The sequence below is a fragment of the Pseudoduganella sp. HUAS MS19 genome (assembly GCF_053615455.1).
The window spans coordinates 3,147,647-3,167,908 of sequence record NZ_CM132133.1 but is presented as its reverse complement, the minus strand read 5'-3'; the positions used below and the strand labels follow the sequence as shown (position 1 = coordinate 3,167,908).

The window sequence follows — 20,262 nt, the reverse complement described above, 5'->3', positions numbered from 1 at the left end:
CTCAGGCAGGATTCAAGCCTTCGTCGGTCAGGCGCAGCATGCGGTCGCAACGCTCGGCCAGGCTCGCGTCGTGGGTGACGATGATGAAGGCCGTGCCGAGGGTGCGCGACAGATCGAGCATCAGGTCGAACACCTTCTCGGCGGTCGAATGATCCAGGTTGCCGGTCGGTTCATCGGCCAGCACGCAAGCAGGCTGCGTCACCAGCGCGCGCGCCAGGGCCACGCGCTGCCGCTCGCCCCCCGACAGCTCGCCCGGCACGTGGGTCACACGCTTTTCCAGGCCCACCCGCGCCAGCATTTCCTGCGCTGCCTTTTCCGCCTCCATGCGCTTGACGCGGCGGATGAGGAGCGGCATTGCCACATTGTCCAGTGCCGAAAATTCCGGCAGCAGGTGATGGAACTGGTAGACGAAGCCCAGTTCGCTATTGCGCAGGTCACCGCGCGCCGCCTCGCTCATCGAAGCGAAATCGCTGCCTTTCAGGACGACGTTGCCTTCGGTCGGCGTGTCCAGGCCGCCCAGCAGGTGCAGCAGCGTCGACTTGCCGGAACCGGAAGCCCCGACAATCGCCACCCGTTCGCCGCGCGCCACCGACAGGTTGATCTTTTCCAGCACCTTGACCTTGTAGCTGCCCTGGGTGAAAGTCTTGCCGAGGTCGCGGCAGCTCAATACATTACTCATAGCGCAGCGCCTCCGCAGGTTTGACGTTGGCCGCCCAGCGGCTCGGGTACAAGGTCGCCACGAACGCCAGCAGCACGGCTACCACGCCGATCACGCCCACGTCGGACCAATGCATGTCCGATGGCACGGAGCTGATTGTGTAAATATCTTTAGGCAAGAACTGCACTCCCAGGAGGTTTTCAATAAATGGAACGATGACGTCGATGTTGAGCGACACGGCCACGCCGCCGGCCACGCCGAGCACCGCGCCAAGCAGGCCGACCAGCGCGCCCTGGATCACGAAGATTTTCTGGATCGAACGCGGCGATGCGCCAATCGTACGCAGGATGGCGATATCGGCCTGCTTGTCCGTCACGGTCATGACCAGCGTAGAGACAAGGTTGAAAGCCGCTACCGCCACGATCAGCGCCAACACCACGAACATCATGCGTTTCTCAGTTTGCACCGCCGCGAACCAGGTCGCATTGAGTTTTGACCAATCCCGTACAGTCATTTCCTTCGGAACCAGCTTTTGCAGCTCGCCAGCCACTTCCGGAGCGCGCTGCATGTCTTGCAGGCGCAGGCGCAGGCCGGCCGGTCCCTCAAGCCTCAATAACTTCTCTGCGTCCTCAATATGGATGAAAGCCATGCTCTCGTCGAACTTCTGGTGTCCTGCCACGAATACGCCGGCCACGGTAAAGGATCGCATGCGCGGCACGATGCCGGCCGGGGTGACGGTGCCTTGCGGCAGCACCATGGTCACCTTGTCGCCGAGATTGACCTGCAGGGCGCGCGCCATATCGATACCCAGCACGATGCGGAACTCGCCCGGCCTGAGGTCATTGAAACTGCCATATCGGGTAGTTTTTGCCAGCTCGGACACTTCCGGCTCCACCTCGGGCAGCACGCCGCGCACCACCGCAGGGCGTAACGCCTCGCCGCCGTGCGACAGCATGGCCTCGGCCTGGACGAACGGCGCTGCGCCTTTCACCTCAGGATTCGTTTGCAGCTTCCTGGCCAGGCCTTGCCAGTCCGGCAGGCTGGTTCCACGTTCAAACACTTCGACATGAGCCAGCACCGACAGCATGCGGCCGGTAACATCCTTGCGGAAACCATTCATCACCGACAGGATGATGATCATGGCGCCGACGCCAAGCGCGATACCGCCGACCGAAATCAGGGAAATGAAGGAAATGAAGCTGTTGCGGCTATTGCGCTTGCCCGCACGGGTATAGCGCAAGCCGACGATCCATTCGAACGGGAGGTTTTTACTCATAACGCAGGGCCTCGGCAGGTTTGACGCGGGCGGCCCACCAGCTTGGATAGAGGGTAGAAACAAGTGCCAGCAGCAAGGACGTCACGCCGATCGAGGCGACGTCGCCCCAGCGCAAGTCCGACGGCACGGCACTGATGAAATAAATTTCCTTGGACAGGAAATGCACGCCGAACAGGCTTTCCATTGCGCCCACGATTGCGCCGACGTTCAGGGCCAGCAGCACGCCGCAGACGACGCCGATGGCCGTGCCGGACACGCCAACCAGGGCGCCCTGGACCACGAAAATCTTCATGATCGAGAACGGCGAAGCTCCCAGCGTTCGCAGGATCGCGATATCGGCCTGCTTGTCCGTCACGGTCATGACCAGCGTAGCCACCAGGTTGAAGGCCGCTACCGCAATAATCAGGGTCAGAATGATGAACATCATGTTCTTTTGCGACTTCACGGCAGCAAACCAGGCCGAATTAAGCTTGGTCCAGTCGCGAATCACCAGGTGGCCCGGCATGATGGTGCGCAGTTCATCTGCCACTGCCGGAGCTTTCTGCATATCCTGCAAGCGAAGGCGCAGTCCATACGGACCGGAGACCTTGATCAATTCCTGGGCATCGTCCAGGTGCACCAGGGCCAGCCCAGAGTCGAACTCATTGTGCCCAGCCTCAAAAGTGCCCGATACGGTGAAGGAACGCATGGTCGGCGCCATATTCGACATGGAATTGCCTTGCGCCAGCGCCAGCGCCAGCTTGTCACCCACCTTGACTTCCAGTTCGCGCGCCAGCTCGGCGCCAAGGATGATGTTGAAGGCTCCGGGCTGCAGCAAGTCCAGCGTGCCCTGCTTCATCTGCTTGCCGATATCGGACACTTTCGGCTCCTCGCCCGGCAGCACCCCACGGACGATGGACGGCCGCAGGAAGTCGCCGCCATGCACCAGCATCCCCTGCATCTCGACGAACGGCGCAGCGCCTTTCACCTGCGCATTGCGGGCAGCGTCGGCGGCGGCCGCTCGCCAATCGCCCAATCCCGCACCGCTCACCTCATAGACTTCCACATGCCCCAGCACCGACACCATGCGTTCGGTCACTACCGTCTGGAAGCCGTTATAGACAGACAGCACCACGATCAGGGCGGTTACGCCAAGAGCGATGCCTGCCATCGAAATCGCGGAGATAAAGGAGATGAAGCTATTGCGCCCATTGCGCCTGCCGGCGCGTGTGTAGCGCAGGCCAACCAGCCATTCAAACGGCATTTTTATTAAATTGACACAGTAAAGCCCGCAGTTTGCCATATAAAGAGATTCCACTACAATGCCGCATGGCTTCCACGACCGTCGTTCTTCCCTTCGCATTGCCGCCTGCCGAACTGGCCCCGGAACTGTCCCGCAACCTGCAGGCCCCCGCCCTTGCGGCTTTGCTTTCACGTTATAACTTGCTTAAAAAGCATGTTATTGCTGACGAAAGCCGCATTCTGCCGCATGAAGCCTGGCTGGCCCGGGAGCGCGGCGCACTGGCTGCCGCAGTGATGCACGGCTTCGGCCTGGCGCCCAGGGAAGGCTACTGGTTCATCGTCCACCCGGTCCACATCCAGCTCGCCCGCAACCACCTGGTCTTGGCCGATTCGCGCCGCTTGCGCCTGGACGAAACGGATGCCCGCGCGCTGTTCGACCTGGCCAGGCCATTTTTCGACGAACTGGTCTGGGGTGATGCCCAGACCTGGTTCATGCGCGCCGATGGCTGGCAAGGACTGGACGCCGCCTCGCCGGATGCCGCCATGGGCAGCAACCTGGCAGACTGGATGCCAGCCGGCCCGACGGCCCTGGCTTTCAAGAAACTGCAAAATGAGATCCAGATGCTGTGGCACGAGCATCCCGTCAACGAAGCGCGCCAGCTGCGCGGACTGGCGCCGGTGAATTCCTTCTGGATGTGGGGCGGAGCCAGCGCCGCTGCAGCGGCCGCCGGCGCCCCCGCACAGGCCCTCGCTGTCGCCGCTGGTCAGGGTAACGGCCCGGCGCCGCCCTGGCTGGCCGCCCTGGCAACGCCTGACGCAAAGGCAGCGCCGGGACTGGCCGGTACCGTCGTGCTGCCCCAGCTGATTCCCGCCGGCGCGGGTAACGACTGGGGCGCCTGGCTGGGCGCCATCCAGCAACTGGAGCAGGAATGGTTCGCCCCCCTGCTGGCCGGCCTGCGCGACGGCAGCACCGCCGACCTGACCCTGATCCTCACCAGCCGCGCAGGCTGGACCGAAATCCGCACCAGCAAACCTGCCTTGCGCAAGTTCTGGCGTGCACAGAACCTCAAGAACCTCACGCAATGACCCGTATCGCCATCCGTCCCTGCCCGTCGCAGGAAGCCGAACTGCTGCGCCTGGGCGGCGTCCATCCCGTACTGGCCCGCCTGTTTGCCGCGCGGGGCCTGAACAATCCGGCGGACCTCTCCAGCGAACTGGCCGCCCTGATCCAGCCTTCGGGCCTGCTGCACATCGACCGCGCGGCTGAATTCCTGGCCGACTCCATCGCAGCGGGCAAGCGCATGGTCATTGTGGCCGACTACGACTGCGACGGCGCCACTGCCTGCGCCACCGCCATCCGCGGCCTGCGCGCCATGGGCGCCCAGGTGGACTTCATCGTGCCCAACCGCTTCGAATATGGCTACGGCCTGACGCCGGAAATCGTCGACCTGACCGCCCGCGAGAAGTCGCCCGACATCATCATCACGGTCGATAACGGCATCGCCAGCATCGAAGGCGTGGAAGAAGCCAGGCGGCGCGGCATCGATGTCGTGGTGACCGACCACCACCTGCCCGGCGACAGCCTGCCGGATGCGCGCGTGATCGTGAACCCCAACCAGCCGGCCTGCGGCTTCCCGTCCAAGCACCTGGCCGGCGTGGGCGTGGTGTTTTACGTGCTGCTGGCACTGCGCGCGGAACTGCGCCGCCGCGGCGTATTCGATGCCCAGACCCAGCCCAAGCTGGACTCCCTGCTCGACCTGGTCGCGCTGGGCACCGTTGCCGACGTGGTGCGGCTCGATACCAACAACCGCATCCTCGTCGCCCAGGGCCTGAAGCGCATGCGCGCCGGCCGCATGCACCCGGGCGTGGCGGCCCTGTTCCGCGTCTCCGGGCGCGCCGCGCGCACCGCCTCGCCCTTCGACCTCGGATTTGCCCTTGGCCCGCGCCTGAACGCAGCCGGCCGCCTGGAAGACATGTCGCTCGGGATCGAATGCCTGCTGACGGACGATGAAACGCGTGCCTGGGAACTGGCGCAGCAGCTTAACGACATCAACCTCAAGCGCCGCGAAATCGAAGCGGAGATGCAAGACGCCGCCCTGCTGCACCTGGACGATTTCCAGCCGGCCGACCGCACCACGATCTGCGTCTACGACGACAGCTGGCACCAGGGCGTGATCGGCATCGTAGCGTCGCGCTTGAAGGAACGCTTCTACCGCCCGACGATCACCTTCGCCCCGGCCGGCGACGGCATGATCAAGGGCTCCGGCCGCTCGATTCCCGGCTTCCACCTGCGCGATGCGCTGGACCTGGTCTCCAAGCGCGCGCCGGGCGTGATCGACAAGTTCGGCGGCCATGCCATGGCGGCAGGCCTTAGCCTGCGCGCCGAAGCTTTCGAGCATTTCTGCGCCGCCTTCGAGGCGGTAGGCCAGGCCTGGCTGACCGAATCGCAGCTCGAACGCGTGGTGGAAACCGACGGCCCGCTGGAAGATGGCTGCTACACCACCCAGTTCATCGAACTGCTCGATGGCCAGGTATGGGGCCAGGGCTTTGCCCCGCCGGTTTTCTGCGATGAATTCCGTGTGCTAAGCCAGCGTATCCTGAAGGACCGCCACCTCAAGCTGATGCTGGAGAAGAAAGGCGTGCGCTACGACGCCATCTGGTTCGGCCATACCGATGCGCTGGGCGAACGGGCCCGCATAGCCTTCCGCCTCGATGCCAACGAATACAACGGCGTGACCCGCGTTCAGCTGCTGGTGGAGCACGCCGAATCGGCCTGATCATGGTTTCCGGCAGTCGCATACGCGTTCGCCCTTGTCGAACACGATGCGCCATTTGCCCGGCGCCTCCTGGCGCCAGACTGAGTTGAAACGGGCGGTGACCTTGCCTTGCGGATCGCGCACCGGGCCGGAGGAATGCGCCAGTGTGCCGGAATCGAGCACCTCGACCTGGTCCGGCTCCCAACTGAACGGCGCCTCCGGCTTTTCGTAAAAGGCCCTCCACTCCGCGGCGACAGCGTCCTTGCCGCGCAAGGCCTTCGGCCCGCTGTAGAAGATTGTCTCGTCGGCCAGGAAAGTCACGAAGGCCTGATGGTCGCGCCTGGCCATGGTGGCGGCGAAGGCGCGTTCGGTGTCGGCCACCTGCTGCTTCAGTTCCGCATTAGCTGGAGGCCTGTGCATGCTGGAGCACGCCGTTGTCGCTGCAAAAGCCAGCAGCAGGATCATCTTCTTCATCTTGTCGCCTCGCCTGGTTGGATGGCCAAATACTAGCAAAGCTGATAACACAAGTCATCCCTCTCGCCGGCAGGCTGCGCTGCGAGCAGCGCGTCATACCCCAGGCGCCGGCCAGCACCAAGCCGGGCACCGGCAGCCACACCGGCGGCAAGATGCACGCGCGCCTCGGCCAGTATGCCGCCCTCGCCCACTGCCGAGCGCCATAGCTTCGCCAGGGCCTGTGCACCGCGGCCGCCAGGCAGGAATGCCTGGGCCGGCTGCCGCCCGAGCGGTCCGATATGAACCCGCACGGCGCTATCGATCCGCCACAGGCGTTCGCCCAGCAGCAACCCGGCCCCGCAGCAGCTGTTGGCTCTGCCGAGAACGCTCGTTTGCGCTTGCGGCAGAGTGCCCCAGCGGCCGGCAAATTGTTCAATCCGCACAGGCACGCCAAGGACATGCGAAAGCTGTTCGCCAAGCGCCCTTGCCCTCAGTGGACCGCGCAGGGCCGGCATTGGGGGTAACGGCGTGAATCCGGGACGCCCTTCGCGCCACGCGGTGCAGAAAGCATCGATTGCCGGTGCCGACAGCAAGTCGATGAAGGCGCGCGCTCCTCCTCCAGCGTTGCGCGCCACCGCCTCCGTGTAGTAGTAAGGCAGTGCGCCAGCCATGCCAAGCAGGCCTATGCAAGCCGGCGTGACGACGCGGCCGTCCACTGCGGCGACGTCGCCTGGCGGGAACGCCAGCGAGAGGCCATTGCGCCATTCGGGCGTGCCAAACAAGCCCGCCAACTGGAAGATGCCATATCGGTACGCCCCTGCTGCGCTCACTCCAGCACGGTATCCGCATTCCTCGCTCTGCATCGCATCAGCTCCTCGCCAGTCTCGGCCGATGCCAGCACCAGCCGGGTGAATGTATTCATGTGGGCGCATTCACCGAAGAATCGGTCCATGACTTGGCCGAACAGCTGCAGGCCGCAGCCCGCGAATGGCGCGCCATCGACCAGCAGGCGGATTTCGGTGCCCACCAGTGGCGTAGCGCGGCCGCGGCGCAGCATCGCTGGATGCGCCTCGAGCGCCCGTATCGCTGCAATGATCGCCAGGCTTGCCGGGGACTTGTCGATGGCCTGCGTTGCCATCGTTTCGCGCAAGGTGTCCGCGCCGGGCGGCAGGTGCTCCAGCGCCAGCAGGGAATTGAGTTGCCAGCGGCAGCCCGCGCCGCGCGCCGGCCGTGCCAGCACTTTGCTGCGCTCGCAGCAGCTGACGTCGATCGATGCCACCGCGCCGGTCCGCCATGCCGGCCCGCCATGGAAAGCGATGCGCCATTCGCAGCCAGGGGGCGCATTTTCTGCGCGCCGCACGCTCCAGCCCCGATCCTGCGCGCCACCCGCCTGCACCCTGTCGATGCTGAAGATCTCGAGTTCGGGCGGGACTGAGAGCAGGTATTCGCTTTGGCGTCCGTCGATCCGGACCGGCGCAGCGGCGACGCGCTGCAGGCAGGCGTGGGCAGTCCAGCCGGCGCGCATGTGGCCCGCTTGCAGCGATGCGAGCAGGCGCACTGCGGGCACCGGCAGCCTGAGCTTTGCGCGCGGCGCGCGCATGAACAGTGAAAGGTCCAGGCGCAAAATGTTGAAGCGCGCAGGAAAAGTGAAGTACTCGCGCAGCAGCGCCAGCCCGGCATGCGCACCTGGCGCACGCGGGAGCAGCGCTTCCGCCGGATCGAGTCCGGCTGGCGCCAACGGCCAGCGCGCAAGCGAGCGCCAGGCGCCCGCTCCCTCCTCGCAGGCAGCCGCAGCGCAGGCGCCGTCTCCGCCTGCGAGCAAAGCACTGCGAAGCGCAGCGCTGAAAGCAGCGTCGCCGTTGATGAAGATATCCAGGCAGGCTTCGCGCAGCGATGCGCAGTGCGCCGCAGCCGGGCCGAAATCGATCTCCAGTTCAATCGAAGCCGGCGGGCCGTGGCGATAGACGGCTGAGACGATCGCCGCACCCCGGCCGCTGCCCACCTCGGCGCCCGGCCCAATCCGGCACTCCGGGAAAGGCCGCAGCTGCTCCGGGAAATACAGCTCAAGCATATGTTCATCCTGCTGGCAGCGTGCCCGCTGCAGGGCCAAGGCCGTGCGGGCATGAAGTGTCGCGACGCCCTGCACCAGGCAGTCGACATGGACATCAGGCGGCCAATCCGCAACGCCAAGCTGCCGCGCCAGGCCAGGGTGCCGCTCAGCCATCCCGGCGGCATTTGCCCTGAAGCGCCGCAACTGCCCCTCCAGCGCCGGAAGAAGTTTCTCCATCGCGCGTCCTTTTCGATGACTTAATGCAATATTGACAGCAGGCGGCACGCGCCGTTTTGACCGGGCACAAACACATTCAACTTGAAATAGATTCGGAAGTGGAGTATAAATAATCCATAAACGGAGGAAATATGAATCCCGCCTTTGCCTACCCCACCAGCGAATACACACTTCCCCAACCGGTCGACCTGAGCCGCAAAGAGGAACGTGAACGCTTGTCGCACGCCGCCCTCAAGGGCTTCTTCAAACTGGCAGCGGCCTGGAAGTTGCGCGACGACGATGCCCGCGAACTGCTGGGCGGCCTGTCCAGCAGCGCCTTCTACGAATGGAAAAAGCACCCCGACCGGGTGCTTGAAGTCGACCGCATCACGCGCATCTCCTACCTGCTGGGCATCTACAAGTCCCTGCACATCATTTACGGCGACAAGCTGGCCGACGAATGGGTCAGCCTGGCCAACCGCAACAGTATTTTTGGCGGCCGTACCCCGCTCGACTACATGGAAGCGGGCGGCCTGCTCGCCATGCAAACCGTGCGCCAATTGCTCGACGCTCGTCGCGGAGGCTTGTAATTGCCGCCATTTCGCCTGCTGCGCCAATTCGACACCGTGCGCCTGATCCCCTCGCGCTTCGTCGACAAGGAAGATTCCGTGCTGGCGGCCCTGGCCGATAACGACGCCGAGCTGCACCAGCTATTTGAACTCGATAACGCCACCAATGCCCGCCTGCGCGCCGAACACGGCGGCGCTATCGGCATCGGTATCGAAGAACTGGTCTATTACGTTCCCAACTACCGCAGCATCAATGCCGCGTTCACCTACGCCCGCCCGCAGGGCAGCCGCTTCAACGACGGCCAGCGCGGCGCCTGGTACTGCGCCTTCGAACACGAAACCGCACTGGCGGAAGTGATCTTCCACAAGACCGTGGAGTATGCCGAGATCGACCGCTTCGACGACTCGGTCAGCTACCAGGCCCTGCTCTCGGACTTCAGCGCCCAGTTCCACGACATCTGCGGCCGGCCCGAGTATGCCGACTGCCTGGACCCGGACAGCTACGTCGCCTCGCAACGCCTGGCGCGCAGCCTGCTGGCCGAAGGCTCGACCGGCGTCATCTACCCAAGCGTACGGCGCGAAGGCGGCACCAACCTGGCCTGTTTCCGCCCCGCCCTGGTGGGCAATGTTCGCAAAGGCCCGGCGTATCGGTTAACATGGCGGGGTTCGCCGGCGGCCATCGTCGAGCAGATTCCCACGATTTAAGAATAGACAAATGCAGCTGAAACCAGAAAAAGACGCGGAACTCCGCGCCAAAGTGAACCGCGAAACCGCACGCATCCCATGGAGCGAACTGCTCAAGCACTTCGCCCAGGGCAATGTGGTGTGGGTGGCCGATGAACTGGACCTGGTGGACGTTGCCGTGCGCATCGCCCACGATGACAAGGCCAGCATTTCGGCATGGATGGAGGCCGGTCAGCTCGCCAAGGTCTCCGACCAGCAATGCCAGGAATGGATCGCCAGCGACGCCAACCTGTGGGCCAGCGTCGTCAGCCCGTTCATTCTTGTCCAGCAGGAGAAGCGGAAGCCTCATTGAAGCCAGGCAGGGGATCGCCTGCGCGCCACTTTGCGACGATTGCATCGGCCTTTTCGCGCTCGCCAGGGCTAAGCTTGCCTACAATGGCAGTGCGATCGCTCTCCCATTTCGTACAAGACTTGCAGAGCCTCATCGCTAAACAAACGTAGGTATATGCCAACGAAGAGTCTTGCGAGACGCCCAAGCCTTTTTCGAGCAGGTTGCCGATGTTCCAGAAAGCCAGCGGGATCCCGGCATTCGCCGAACGCTGGTAAAGTTTCATCGCTTGCCTGTAATCCTTCGGCACGCCATGCCCCTTCTCATACAGGTCGCCCAGGTTGTTCAAGGCACGCCCATCCCCCTGGCTTGCGGCCAAGCCATACAGGCGAGCGGCCTCAATCAGGTCAGCACTCCCATTCGGGCCTTCGGCGAGGATATTGGCCAAGCTGTACTGGCAGGGCGGAGAGCCAGAGGCAACACACTGGTCGAATCGCTCGCGGGCCAGCATATCATCCCGCTGGATCAGCTCACCCTCGGCATAAAGATCGGCAAAGTACTCTTTCGCCGGGCGATAATTCGATACCACCTGAATCAAATAGGACACCCCTTTCGCCGGATCTTTCGGCACGCCTGATCCTTCAAGAAAGGCCTGAGCCAGGCGGAACTTCGCGTGCACGAACTGATCATCTGCATCAACTAGCTGCTGAAACAACTCGACAGCGCGCGCTTCATCCTTCGGCATACCTAGCCCTCGAAACAGCATTTCGCCAAGGTTTTCCTGTGCCAGCTGGCTGCCCTTTTCGGCCGCCAGCTCCGCCCAATGCCGTGCTTCGTGGTAGTCCACATCGACGCCCATGCCGTACAGATAATACCTCGCCAGTTCACCTTGCGGGTCCGCCTCCCCTAGTTGGGCCGCCGCCTTCAGCAACTTGGCCGAACGCGATAAATCCTTCGCCACAAGTTCCCCGTCCCGGTAGGCAATCGCCAGCTCAGTAGCTGAGTTGACTATCGGCCATCGAACAGAATCTCATAAAGCCCATCCCCACGCTCCCTGACATGCGTCAGCCCTGCTTCACGCGCCAATACCAGTCTATTTGGCGCCGAGCGGAATATCACCGGCCCCTTCATCTTTACCTCAGCAAAGCGCCAGCTGCGCGCCAAACCGTTGGCTGCGCGGCTCAGGTGCTGCACCGACTTGATGTAGGCGATCAGCACCGAGCGGTTAGTGTCCGCCGAGGCAAGAATGGTCTTGCTGCCATCGAGCCCCGGGAAGCCTCCACCACCGCTGGCGCGGAAATTATTGGTCGCAACGATGAATTCCTGCTCCGCGCGCACCGGCTGGCCGCGCCATGAGAGCTCTTTGATGCGCTGGCCAGGCGCTTGCGTCACATCGATCAGGTAGCGCACGTCAGGATCGGTCAGCATGTCGAAATTAAAGCCTGCGAAAGCGGCATTCACCAGCTCCTGCGGTTCGCTGCGCTTCGGATCGATGGTGTTGAAGCGGCCGGCAGCCTTCTCCAGCCACGCTTTCAGCGTTGCCCCATCCACCTTCACGGCATGCAGGTCGTTCGGGTACAGGTAAAGGTCGGCCGCATTATTCAGGGCCATTTTGCCGGGAGCGACGTCGGTGTAGTCGGCCACGCCCGCGGCACCGGTCTTGAATGGCGCGGACATCGACAACACCGGCAACTGCGCATACTGCGGCAGGCTGGCCTGGATGTGGCGGCGCACATAGTCGGCCTGGGCCTGGTTCACAATCTGGACCGCCGAGACGTCGCCAACGTCGGCAAAATAAGCCGACATGCGGAAGTCCGTATCGCCAATCGGCGTCTTGACGTAGGCGATGGTCGCCTCATGCTCGGCCTTTACCAGCGCGGCGATTTCAGGGTCGGGCTCCACGAAGCTGCGGTCGGGGCGCTGGATGCTGCGCGTTTCGACTTTCGCCGCAGCGGCGTCGGACACCCAGCGCCGGCCGTCGTGGCGCAGGGCAAGCTGGATCACGCCCAAGTGCTTGCCCCACAGGCCCGGCATCACAGTCGGCACGCCGTGTACCCGCCCTTGCGCCTTGTCGACGCCAGGCAGGTTGAAACCGGCGGCCTTGCTCGCAGCATTCGGGAACACGTCATGCGAATGCCCCAGCAACAGTGCGTCAATGCCTGGCACCTGCGCCACGTAAAGGCTGCCATTCTCCATGGAAGGCGCATAGGCCGCACCATCCAGCCCGGCGTGCGAGATTGCCACAATGACTTCCGCGCCTTTGGCGCGCATCTCCGGAACGTAGCGCTGCGCCGCCTCGCGCCAGCCTTCGGTGCGCACACGCCCTTCCAGCCAGCGCCTATCCCAGCCCATGATGGCGGGAGTCGTGAAGCCGATGATCCCCACTTTGACGCTCGCAGCAACCGGCTTGCCATCCGGCCCGGTCGCGCTCAGGCGTTTTTCGAAGATACGGTAAGGCGCGAACAATGGGACACCTGTGCGGGCGTCCACCACATTTGCCAGCACGACCGGGAATGCCGGGCCGGCACAGGGTTCGGGCCGCGCCGAAGCGCCGTTCGCGCCAAAGCGGCTGGCGGTGACCTGGCCCAGGAAATCGAGGCCCCAGTTGAACTCGTGGTTGCCCACCGAGCCGCCTTCGAAGCCGAGCGCGTTCATGGCCTTGTAGATGGCCAGCGGCTGGCTGCAGCCAACCGGCGCTACCAGCGCCTGGTAATCACCCAGCGCCGTGCCCTGGATCGTGTCGCCGTTATCGAGCAGCAGCGAGTTGGGGAACTCCTTGCGCGCCTGGCGGATCAGGGTAGCAGTGCGCTCCAGGCCGAGCGAAGCGTCCGGGGCCAGCTTGTAGTAGTCATAGCTGCGGACATTGGCGTGCAGGTCCGTCGTCTCGAGAATCGCAAACGTGGCTTGCGAGCCTGGCGGAGCCTTCGCTGGAATAGAGCTGCATGCGGCCAGAAAGGCGGCCGCCGGCGCGATGAAAAGGATGCGCATTGACTGTCTTTTTAATTGATATTTACTGATTAATAATTATCTAGCGCTGCTGCCATCGCCCTTGAAAACCCAAGAATTGCAGATTGCACTTCGGGCTGCAGCAAACCAACTTGCAAAATTATATGGAATCTTTGCAGGGATGCCACGGCGGCATGGATAAATGTATCGCCGACAAACACCCGGCATATGATCCAACTCTCTGACAAAGGAATCAATCATGGAGCGCTGCCAATTTCCATCCGGCTTGCACGCGGCCGGCTTTCCCGACCTGGTAGGCAGGCAGTTCACCGCCTGCCAAGGCAGACGCGGCACGCCGCTCGACCTGCTTGCGGTGCGGCCGGGCACCCTGCTTTTCACCGGCGCACCGGGGCTGGAGGCAGGAATTTATGAAATCGACAACCCGCTTTGTGGACGCCTGTCCATCTTCCTGGAACCGGCCGGCCGCGGCCCGTCGAACGGTCTGGGCGCCCTCTACCGCGCCGAATTCAGCCCGCCGCCATGAGCCGCCCGGTGCGGCGGTCTCTGAGGTATAATTTCAGGTTCGATTTAACAACTATCAGACCTGAAAAACCATGGAAGCTGAACGCATCAATTCCCTCGCCAACCTGCTCGCGGACCTGACCAACCGCGAAGCCGAACTTCGGAGGTATCTTTGACTTCGATAAGAAGTCGGAGAAACTGGAACAACTGAACGCCGAACTGGAAGATCCGGCCGTTTGGAATGACCCGAAAAAAGCCCAGGACATGGGCCGCGAGAAAAAAGCCCTCGAAGGCGTGGTCCTGACCTTGCAGAAGGCAGAAAGCGACCTGCGCGACATGAACGAACTGTTCGCGATGGGCAAGGAAGAAGGCGACGACGACACGCTCGAAGCCGTGATTGCGGATACCGCAGAAATCCAGAAGACCATCGAGCAGATGGAATTCCGCAGGATGTTCAGCAATCCGATGGACCCGAACAACTGCTTCATCGACATCCAGGCCGGCGCCGGCGGCACCGAAGCCCAGGACTGGGCCTCCATGCTGCTGCGCCAATACCTGCGCTATTGCGAACGCAAGGGCTTCAAGGTTGAAGTGCTGGAAGAATCCGAGGGCGAGGTTGCCGGCATCAAGACCGCCACCCTGAAAGTGGACGGCGAATACGCCTACGGCCACCTGCGTACGGAAACCGGCGTGCACCGCCTGGTACGCAAGTCGCCGTTCGACTCCTCCGGCGGCCGCCACACCTCCTTCGTGTCGCTGTTTGTCTATCCGGAAGTGGATGACTCGATCGAGATCGAGATCAACCCTGCCGACCTGCGCATCGATACCTACCGCGCATCCGGCGCCGGCGGCCAGCACATTAACAAGACCGACTCCGCGGTGCGTATTACCCACGGCCCGTCCGGTATCGTCGTGCAGTGCCAGAACGACCGCTCGCAGCACCGCAACAAGGCGGAAGCGATGGACATGCTGAAGGCCAAACTGTACGAACTGGAACTGCGCAAGCGCATGAGCGAGCAGCAGTCGCTGGAAGACTCCAAGACCGACGTGGGCTGGGGCCACCAGATCCGTTCCTACGTGCTGGACCAGTCCCGCATCAAGGACCTGCGCACCAACTTCGAGACCGGCAACACCAAGGGCGTGCTGGACGGCGACCTGGACGACTTCATCTCCGCGTCCCTGAAGCAAGGCATCTAAGCAATGGTGCAGCGCGCCTTCATTTTCGACATGGACGGCACCATCGTCGACAACATGGGCTTCCACACCCGCTCGTGGCTGGAGTTCTTCAGCCGCCGCGGCCATGCTATCGACGAAGCGGCATTCTTTGCCGCCACCGCCGGCCGTACCGGACACGAGATCATGCGCCAATACCTCGGCGACGCGCTGGCGCATGACGACGTGACTGCGCTGATCGGCGAGAAGGAAGTGCTGTACCGCGAAATCTACGCGCCCCACCTGCGCGCCGTGGAAGGCTTCGGCGCACTGGTGAGCGCTGCCCAGGCTGCCGGCATCCGCCTGGCAGTCGGCACCGCCGCCCCGCCCTGCAACGTGGACTTCACGCTGGACGGCCTGGGCGTGCGCGAACTGTTCGACACCGTCGTCGGCGCCGCCGACGTCAAACGCGGCAAGCCGGAACCGGACGTGTTCCTGCTGGCCGCCGAACGCTGCGGCGCCGATCCGGCGCATTGCATCGTGTTCGAGGACGCGCCCTTGGGCGTGGAAGCAGCGCGCCGAGCCGGCATGCGCTGCGTCGTCCTGACAACCACTTTGCCTGCTGAAGCGTTCAGTGCATTCGACAATGTGATCTGCATTGCACGCGACTTCAGCGAAATCGATATCAATAAACTGACAAACTAAATAAAACCATGACTACGGATAATGAACTGCCTCCAGGCCAGGACGACAACAAGATCATCGCCGAGCGCCGCGCCAAGCTGGCTGCCATCCGCGAGAAACAGAGCGTCGCCTTCCCTAACGACTTCCGCCCTCAGCACAAGGCTGCCGACCTGCATGTGCAGTATGGCGAGAAGACCCGCGAAGAACTGGAAGCCGCGCCGGTAACCGTCGTCATCGCCGGCCGTATGATGCTGCGCCGCGAAGCGGGCAAAAAAGCCGCATTCGCCACCTTGCAGGATTCCTCCGGCCAGAAAGCCGACGGCCGCATCCAGATCTACGTTACCCTGGACACCACTGGTGAAGAGGCAATGGAAGCCTTCCGTGGCTGGGACCTGGGCGACATCCTGGGCGTGACCGGCACCCTGTTCAAGACCAAGACCGACGAACTGACCGTCAAAGTGAGCGAAGTGCGCCTGATCACCAAGGCCCTGCGCCCGCTGCCGGACAAATTCCACGGCCTGGCCGACCAGGAAACCAAATACCGCCAGCGCTACGTCGACCTGATCACCAGCGAAGAAACCCGCCGCACCTTCAAGGCGCGTACCGCTGCGATCTCGTCCATCCGCCGCTTCATGGAAGCAAACGAGTTCATGGAAGTCGAAACCCCGATGCTGCACCCGATTCCGGGCGGCGCATCGGCCAAGCCATTCATCACGCACCACAATGCGCTGGACATGCAGATGTTCATGCGTATCGCTCCCGAGCTGTACCTGAAGCGCCTGGTGGTGGGCGGCTTCGACCGCGTATTCGAGATCAACCGCAACTTCCGTAACGAAGGCGTGTCGGTCCGCCACAATCCGGAATTCACCATGATGGAGTTCTACGCGGCCTATACCGACTACGAATGGATCATGGACTTCACCGAAAAGGTGATCCGCCAGGCAGCAGTCGACGCCAAGGGTACCGCCGTGCTGACTTACGGCGGCCGCGAACTGGACCTGTCCAAGCCGTTCCAGCGCCTGACCATTTGCGGCGCCATCAACAAATACGCCCCGCACTACACCGAAGCGCAGCTGAACGACATGGACTTCCTGAAGGCCGAGCTGCTGAAGTTCGGCGTCAAGCCATTCGCCACCTCCGGCCTGGGCGCGCTGCAACTGGCGCTGTTCGAAGAAACCGCCGAAGCGCAACTGTGGGAGCCGACCTTCATCATCGACTACCCGATCGAAGTGTCGCCGCTGGCCCGCGCTTCCGACACCCGCGAAGGCATCACCGAACGCTTCGAACTGTTCATGGTTGGCCGCGAAATCGCCAACGGCTTCTCCGAACTGAACGACGCCGAAGACCAGTCGGCACGCTTCCTGGCCCAGATGAAAGCCAAGGAAGCCGGCGACGACGAAGCAATGTACTACGATGCAGACTTCATCCGCGCCCTGGAATACGGCATGCCGCCAGCCGGGGGCTGCGGTATCGGCATCGACCGCCTGATGATGTTGCTGACCGACTCGCCAAACATCCGCGACGTCCTGCTGTTCCCGCACCTGCGCAAAGAAGACTAAACGCAGCCGTACGGATGAGCCCGTGTCACACCTTGGGGTCACACCCCAAGTGTGACACGGGCTCTTCTACTTACTGGATCACCCGGTAGCAAGGCGTGTAAGCCTTGCCCGCCAGCTTCATGCGGCTTTGCGCCACAAACGACGCCAACAGCGCATCCATCGGCCCCATGATTTCCTTGTCGCCGTGGATCTCGAAGTGGCCGTACTTTTCGATGGTACGGATGCCCTCTTCCTTCACATTCCCCGCCACCACCCCCGAAAACGCCCGGCGCAGGTTAGCCGCCAGCACATGCACCGCCTGGTTCTTGTGCAGACTCAGGTTGCGCATATTCTCGTGCGTTGGCGCGAACGGGCGCTGGAATTCATCGTCAATCTTCAGCGCCCAGTTGAAATAGTAGGCGTCCGAGCGCGACTTGCGATACTCGCGCACCTGCTTCATCCCCTCCTGCATTTCCTGCGCCACCAGTTCCGGGTCGTCGACAATGATCTTGTAGCGCTTTTGCGCCTCCGCGCCGAGCGTGTGCCCGATGAACTCATTGATCTGAACGAAGTAATCGCGCGAGGTTTCCGGCCCGGTGAAGATCAGCGGGAAAGGAATGTCGGCATTATCGGGATGCAGCAGGATGCCGAGGATATAAAGGATCTCCTCCGCCGTCCCTGCACCGCCCGGGAACACGCAAATACCGTGACCGACACGCACGAACGCCTCCAGCCGCTTTTCGATATCCGGCATGATCACCAGGTCGTTCACGATCGGGTTCGGCGATTCTGCCGCAATAATGCCAGGCTCCGTGATGCCAAGGTAACGGCCGCCGGTAAAGCGCTGCTTGGCGTGACCGATGGTGGCACCCTTCATCGGCCCCTTCATTGCACCGGGGCCGCAGCCGGTGCAGATATCCAGCCCGCGCAGGCCAAGCTGGTAACCCACTTCCTTCGAATAGTTGTATTCGGCGCGGTTGATCGAGTGGCCGCCCCAACACACCACCAGGTTCGGATTGAGCTGCGGCTTCAGCACATTCGCATTGCGCAGGATATGGAATACCGCATCGGTGATGCCTTCGCTGCGGGCCAGGTCGAACTTGGGGTTACCCGTGACTTCGTTACTGACAAAGACAATATCGCGCAGCACAGCAAACAGGTGCTCGTGGATACCCTTGATCATCTTGCCATCGACGAAAGCGATGGCGGGAGCCCCTTTGATCTCCAGCTTGATGCCGCGTTCGCGCTGCAGGATGTTGATGTCAAACGACTTGAAGCGATCCAGCAATTCCTTTCCATCGTCGATCGTGCTGCCGCAGTTCAGCACCGCCAGGGCGCAGTTGCGGAAGATGTTATAGAGGCCGCCCTTGCCCGAGTCGAGCAGCTGGACTACCTCCGCCTTGGACAGGACTTCCAGCCTGCCCTCCGGAGCGATGAGAGTATCGACAACGTTGCTGTCCATGATACGTAAATCCTTTTATTTAACTTTTTGGGGGCTGCACCTTCAATATACGCTCTTGGTATGCCGATTCACAGACGCAAGCTTGGCAAACATACCACAATGCTGCTTTGCAGCACGCGAATTTGCCCTTAACTGTGCGGGGTGGATTACAATTCGGCTTTTTTTCGACCAGGAGAAGCCGCATGAGCGGTCCAACCACGCAAACCACCGAGGTTAAAATCCCCGAATTCAAGCAGATCATGGGTCACCCTGCTCCGCTTTGGATGCTGTTTATGTCTGAATTCTGGGAACGCTTTGCGTTCTACGGGATTCGCTGGGCGCTGGTACTGTACATCGTTTCGCAGTTCTACGGCGGCGATGCATCGGGCCAGGCTGCGGCCAACCTGACTTACGGATCGTATCTGGCACTGGTATATGCCGGTGCCCTGTTCGGCGGCTATGTCGCCGACCGCGTGCTGGGCTACCAGCGCTCCATCCTGGTCGGCGCGACCTTCATGGCGGCCGGCCTGTTCATGATCGCGATACCGGACGACACGATCTTCAAGCTTGGCTTGTCGACGATTATCGTGGGTAACGGCATGTTCAAACCGAACATTTCCACCATGGTGGGCAAGCTGTACTCGATGGGCGATACGCGCCGCGATTCCGGCTTCACCATCTTCTACATGGGCATTAACGTCGGCGGCTTCCTGGCTCCGATCTTCACCCAGTTGCTGGCGCAGAAGATCTTCGCCACCGGCGACACCCCGGCGTACAAGATCGTGTTCATCTCCGCTGGCGTTGGCATGATCATTTCGCTGTTCTGGTTCTACCTCGGCCGCAAGGGCCTGAAAGGCATCGGCGAACCGGCGCCGGAAGCGAAGAGCCCGATGCGCATCGTCTACGTGTCGCTGGGCGCACTGGCCGTGATCCCGGTCGTGTTCACCCTGCTGGCGCTGGGCGCCGAGAAGCTGCAAGGCGTGCTGACCGTGCTGTTCCTAATCCTGGTCGTGATGCTGATCGTCGAAGGCGTGCGCAATGGCCCTGTGGCGCGCGACAAGACCATCGCCATGATGATCATCTTCGCCTTTAACATTCTGTTCTGGTGCTTCTTCGAGCAGGCTGGTTCCTCCTTCACCTTCCTGGCCGACAAGATCGTCAGCCGCGACCTGGGCTTCATGGAGTTCCCGGTGGCCTGGTTCCAGTCGGTCAACTCGCTTGCCATTATCGTCTTCGCGCCGGTCGTGGCGGCGATCTGGGTGATGCTGGGCAAGCGCAACCTGAATCCTTCGATCCCGCGCAAATTCGGCCTGGGCCTGCTCGGCAACGGCCTGGCGTTCGGCCTGCTGATGTATGCCCTGAGCTTCCTGGTCGACGACAAAGGCCTGATCCCGTTCTGGACCCTGTTCATGGTCTACGTGATCCAGTCCATCGGTGAGCTGTGCCTGTCTCCGATCGGCCTGTCGATGGTGACCAAGCTGGCACCGGTCCGCCTGGTTGGCATGGGCATGGGCGGCTGGTTCCTGTCCACCGGTATCGGCAACAACCTGTCCGGCATCTTCGCCTCCCATGTTTCCGGCGACAGCGGCATGTCGGTAGCCTCGGCGCTGTCCGGCTACACCTTCGGCTTCTGGTCTCTGATGGGCGCTGGCGTCGTGCTGTTCATCATTGCACCTCTGGTGCAGAAGCTGATGCACGGCGTGAAATAAAAAAATGGGGTACGTCCCCATTTTTCAGGCAACAAAAAAGGCAGCTTCGGCTGCCTTTT

19 protein-coding genes are annotated in these 20,262 nt (G+C 62.4%); 10 read left to right on the top strand and 9 right to left on the bottom strand.

Going from position 1 to position 20,262, the window contains the following annotated elements:
- Position 1: 1 nt before the first annotated feature.
- From lolD to ACWBU6_RS14505, 3 genes are read right to left on the bottom strand one after another with little or no spacing between them, the layout of a single operon-like run.
- Positions 2-679, bottom strand: a complete 678-nt coding sequence (lolD, locus tag ACWBU6_RS14515) for a lipoprotein-releasing ABC transporter ATP-binding protein LolD (RefSeq protein ID WP_452649478.1) — start codon at positions 677-679, stop codon at positions 2-4.
- On the bottom strand, positions 672-1,934 hold the full coding sequence (locus tag ACWBU6_RS14510; protein WP_452649477.1) for a lipoprotein-releasing ABC transporter permease subunit: 1,263 nt from the start codon (positions 1,932-1,934) through the stop codon (positions 672-674). The genes lolD and ACWBU6_RS14510 overlap by 8 nt, the downstream gene beginning before the upstream one ends.
- Positions 1,927-3,177 (bottom strand): lipoprotein-releasing ABC transporter permease subunit, encoded by a 1,251-nt coding sequence (locus ACWBU6_RS14505; RefSeq protein WP_452649476.1) that lies wholly within the window; start codon positions 3,175-3,177, stop codon positions 1,927-1,929. Before ACWBU6_RS14505 ends, ACWBU6_RS14510 begins: the two co-directional genes overlap by 8 nt.
- A gap of 65 nt (positions 3,178-3,242) precedes the next feature.
- Between ACWBU6_RS14505 and ACWBU6_RS14500 the strand changes: the two genes are divergently transcribed.
- A complete protein-coding gene (locus tag ACWBU6_RS14500) occupies positions 3,243-4,241 on the top strand; it encodes a hypothetical protein (RefSeq protein WP_452649475.1) in 999 nt (332 codons plus the stop codon).
- Entirely contained in the window at positions 4,238-5,932 is a 1,695-nt protein-coding gene (gene recJ / locus ACWBU6_RS14495) for a single-stranded-DNA-specific exonuclease RecJ (protein ID WP_452649474.1), read from the top strand. The genes ACWBU6_RS14500 and recJ overlap by 4 nt, the downstream gene beginning before the upstream one ends.
- Here the strand turns inward: recJ and ACWBU6_RS14490 are convergent, their stop codons facing one another.
- The 3 genes from ACWBU6_RS14490 to ACWBU6_RS14480 are packed head-to-tail and all read right to left on the bottom strand — an operon-like array spanning position 5,933 to position 8,651.
- A complete protein-coding gene (locus ACWBU6_RS14490; protein ID WP_452649473.1) occupies positions 5,933-6,385 on the bottom strand; it encodes a YybH family protein in 453 nt (150 codons plus the stop codon).
- Positions 6,386-6,417: 32 nt separating this feature from the next.
- Positions 6,418-7,227 carry a type VI secretion system baseplate subunit TssG gene (locus ACWBU6_RS14485; RefSeq protein ID WP_452649472.1) on the bottom strand — a complete coding sequence of 270 codons (810 nt, stop codon included), beginning with the start codon at positions 7,225-7,227 and terminating at the stop codon, positions 6,418-6,420.
- On the bottom strand, positions 7,191-8,651 hold the full coding sequence (locus ACWBU6_RS14480) for a type VI secretion system baseplate subunit TssF (RefSeq protein WP_452649471.1): 1,461 nt from the start codon (positions 8,649-8,651) through the stop codon (positions 7,191-7,193). The genes ACWBU6_RS14485 and ACWBU6_RS14480 overlap by 37 nt, the downstream gene beginning before the upstream one ends.
- A gap of 131 nt (positions 8,652-8,782) precedes the next feature.
- Between ACWBU6_RS14480 and ACWBU6_RS14475 the strand changes: the two genes are divergently transcribed.
- The 3 genes from ACWBU6_RS14475 to ACWBU6_RS14465 are packed head-to-tail and all read left to right on the top strand — an operon-like array spanning position 8,783 to position 10,235.
- Positions 8,783-9,220 carry an MbcA/ParS/Xre antitoxin family protein gene (locus tag ACWBU6_RS14475; protein ID WP_452649470.1) on the top strand — a complete coding sequence of 146 codons (438 nt, stop codon included), beginning with the start codon at positions 8,783-8,785 and terminating at the stop codon, positions 9,218-9,220.
- Entirely contained in the window at positions 9,221-9,904 is a 684-nt protein-coding gene (locus ACWBU6_RS14470) for an RES family NAD+ phosphorylase (protein ID WP_452649469.1), read from the top strand. It begins immediately after the preceding gene.
- A gap of 10 nt (positions 9,905-9,914) precedes the next feature.
- Positions 9,915-10,235 (top strand): DUF2288 domain-containing protein, encoded by a 321-nt coding sequence (locus tag ACWBU6_RS14465; protein WP_155456938.1) that lies wholly within the window; start codon positions 9,915-9,917, stop codon positions 10,233-10,235.
- Here the strand turns inward: ACWBU6_RS14465 and ACWBU6_RS14460 are convergent.
- Together ACWBU6_RS14460 and ACWBU6_RS14455 are read right to left on the bottom strand one after the other, a co-directional pair.
- Positions 10,198-11,172: a tetratricopeptide repeat protein gene (locus ACWBU6_RS14460; RefSeq protein ID WP_452649468.1), complete on the bottom strand. Its 975-nt coding sequence runs from the start codon at positions 11,170-11,172 to the stop codon at positions 10,198-10,200. The genes ACWBU6_RS14465 and ACWBU6_RS14460 overlap by 38 nt on opposite strands.
- Before the next feature lie 47 nt (positions 11,173-11,219).
- On the bottom strand, positions 11,220-13,199 hold the full coding sequence (locus tag ACWBU6_RS14455) for a bifunctional 2',3'-cyclic-nucleotide 2'-phosphodiesterase/3'-nucleotidase (RefSeq protein ID WP_452649467.1): 1,980 nt from the start codon (positions 13,197-13,199) through the stop codon (positions 11,220-11,222).
- A gap of 217 nt (positions 13,200-13,416) precedes the next feature.
- Between ACWBU6_RS14455 and ACWBU6_RS14450 the strand changes: the two genes are divergently transcribed.
- From ACWBU6_RS14450 to lysS, 4 genes are all read left to right on the top strand, one after another.
- Positions 13,417-13,701, top strand: a complete 285-nt coding sequence (locus ACWBU6_RS14450; protein ID WP_452649466.1) for a DUF6916 family protein — start codon at positions 13,417-13,419, stop codon at positions 13,699-13,701.
- A gap of 70 nt (positions 13,702-13,771) precedes the next feature.
- Positions 13,772-14,876 (top strand): peptide chain release factor 2 gene (gene prfB / locus ACWBU6_RS14445; RefSeq protein WP_452649465.1). Its coding sequence is split into 2 segments (ribosomal slippage): positions 13,772-13,852 and positions 13,854-14,876, totalling 1,104 coding nucleotides; the frame shifts between segments, so codons are not numbered across the junction.
- A gap of 3 nt (positions 14,877-14,879) precedes the next feature.
- Complete coding sequence (locus ACWBU6_RS14440) at positions 14,880-15,536, top strand: HAD family hydrolase (RefSeq protein ID WP_452649464.1); 657 nt, start codon at positions 14,880-14,882, stop codon at positions 15,534-15,536.
- An 8-nt stretch (positions 15,537-15,544) separates the two neighbouring features.
- Positions 15,545-17,074, top strand: a complete 1,530-nt coding sequence (gene lysS, locus ACWBU6_RS14435) for a lysine--tRNA ligase (protein ID WP_452649463.1) — start codon at positions 15,545-15,547, stop codon at positions 17,072-17,074.
- A gap of 70 nt (positions 17,075-17,144) precedes the next feature.
- Here lysS and ppnN read toward each other — a convergent pair whose 3' ends face one another.
- Positions 17,145-18,515: a nucleotide 5'-monophosphate nucleosidase PpnN gene (gene ppnN / locus ACWBU6_RS14430; protein ID WP_452649462.1), complete on the bottom strand. Its 1,371-nt coding sequence runs from the start codon at positions 18,513-18,515 to the stop codon at positions 17,145-17,147.
- 182 nt (positions 18,516-18,697) lie between these two features.
- On the opposite strand from ppnN, the gene ACWBU6_RS14425 reads away from it, so the two are divergent.
- Positions 18,698-20,203, top strand: coding sequence for a peptide MFS transporter (locus ACWBU6_RS14425; RefSeq protein WP_452649461.1), 1,506 nt, complete (start codon positions 18,698-18,700; stop codon positions 20,201-20,203).
- Positions 20,204-20,262 lie beyond the last annotated feature (59 nt).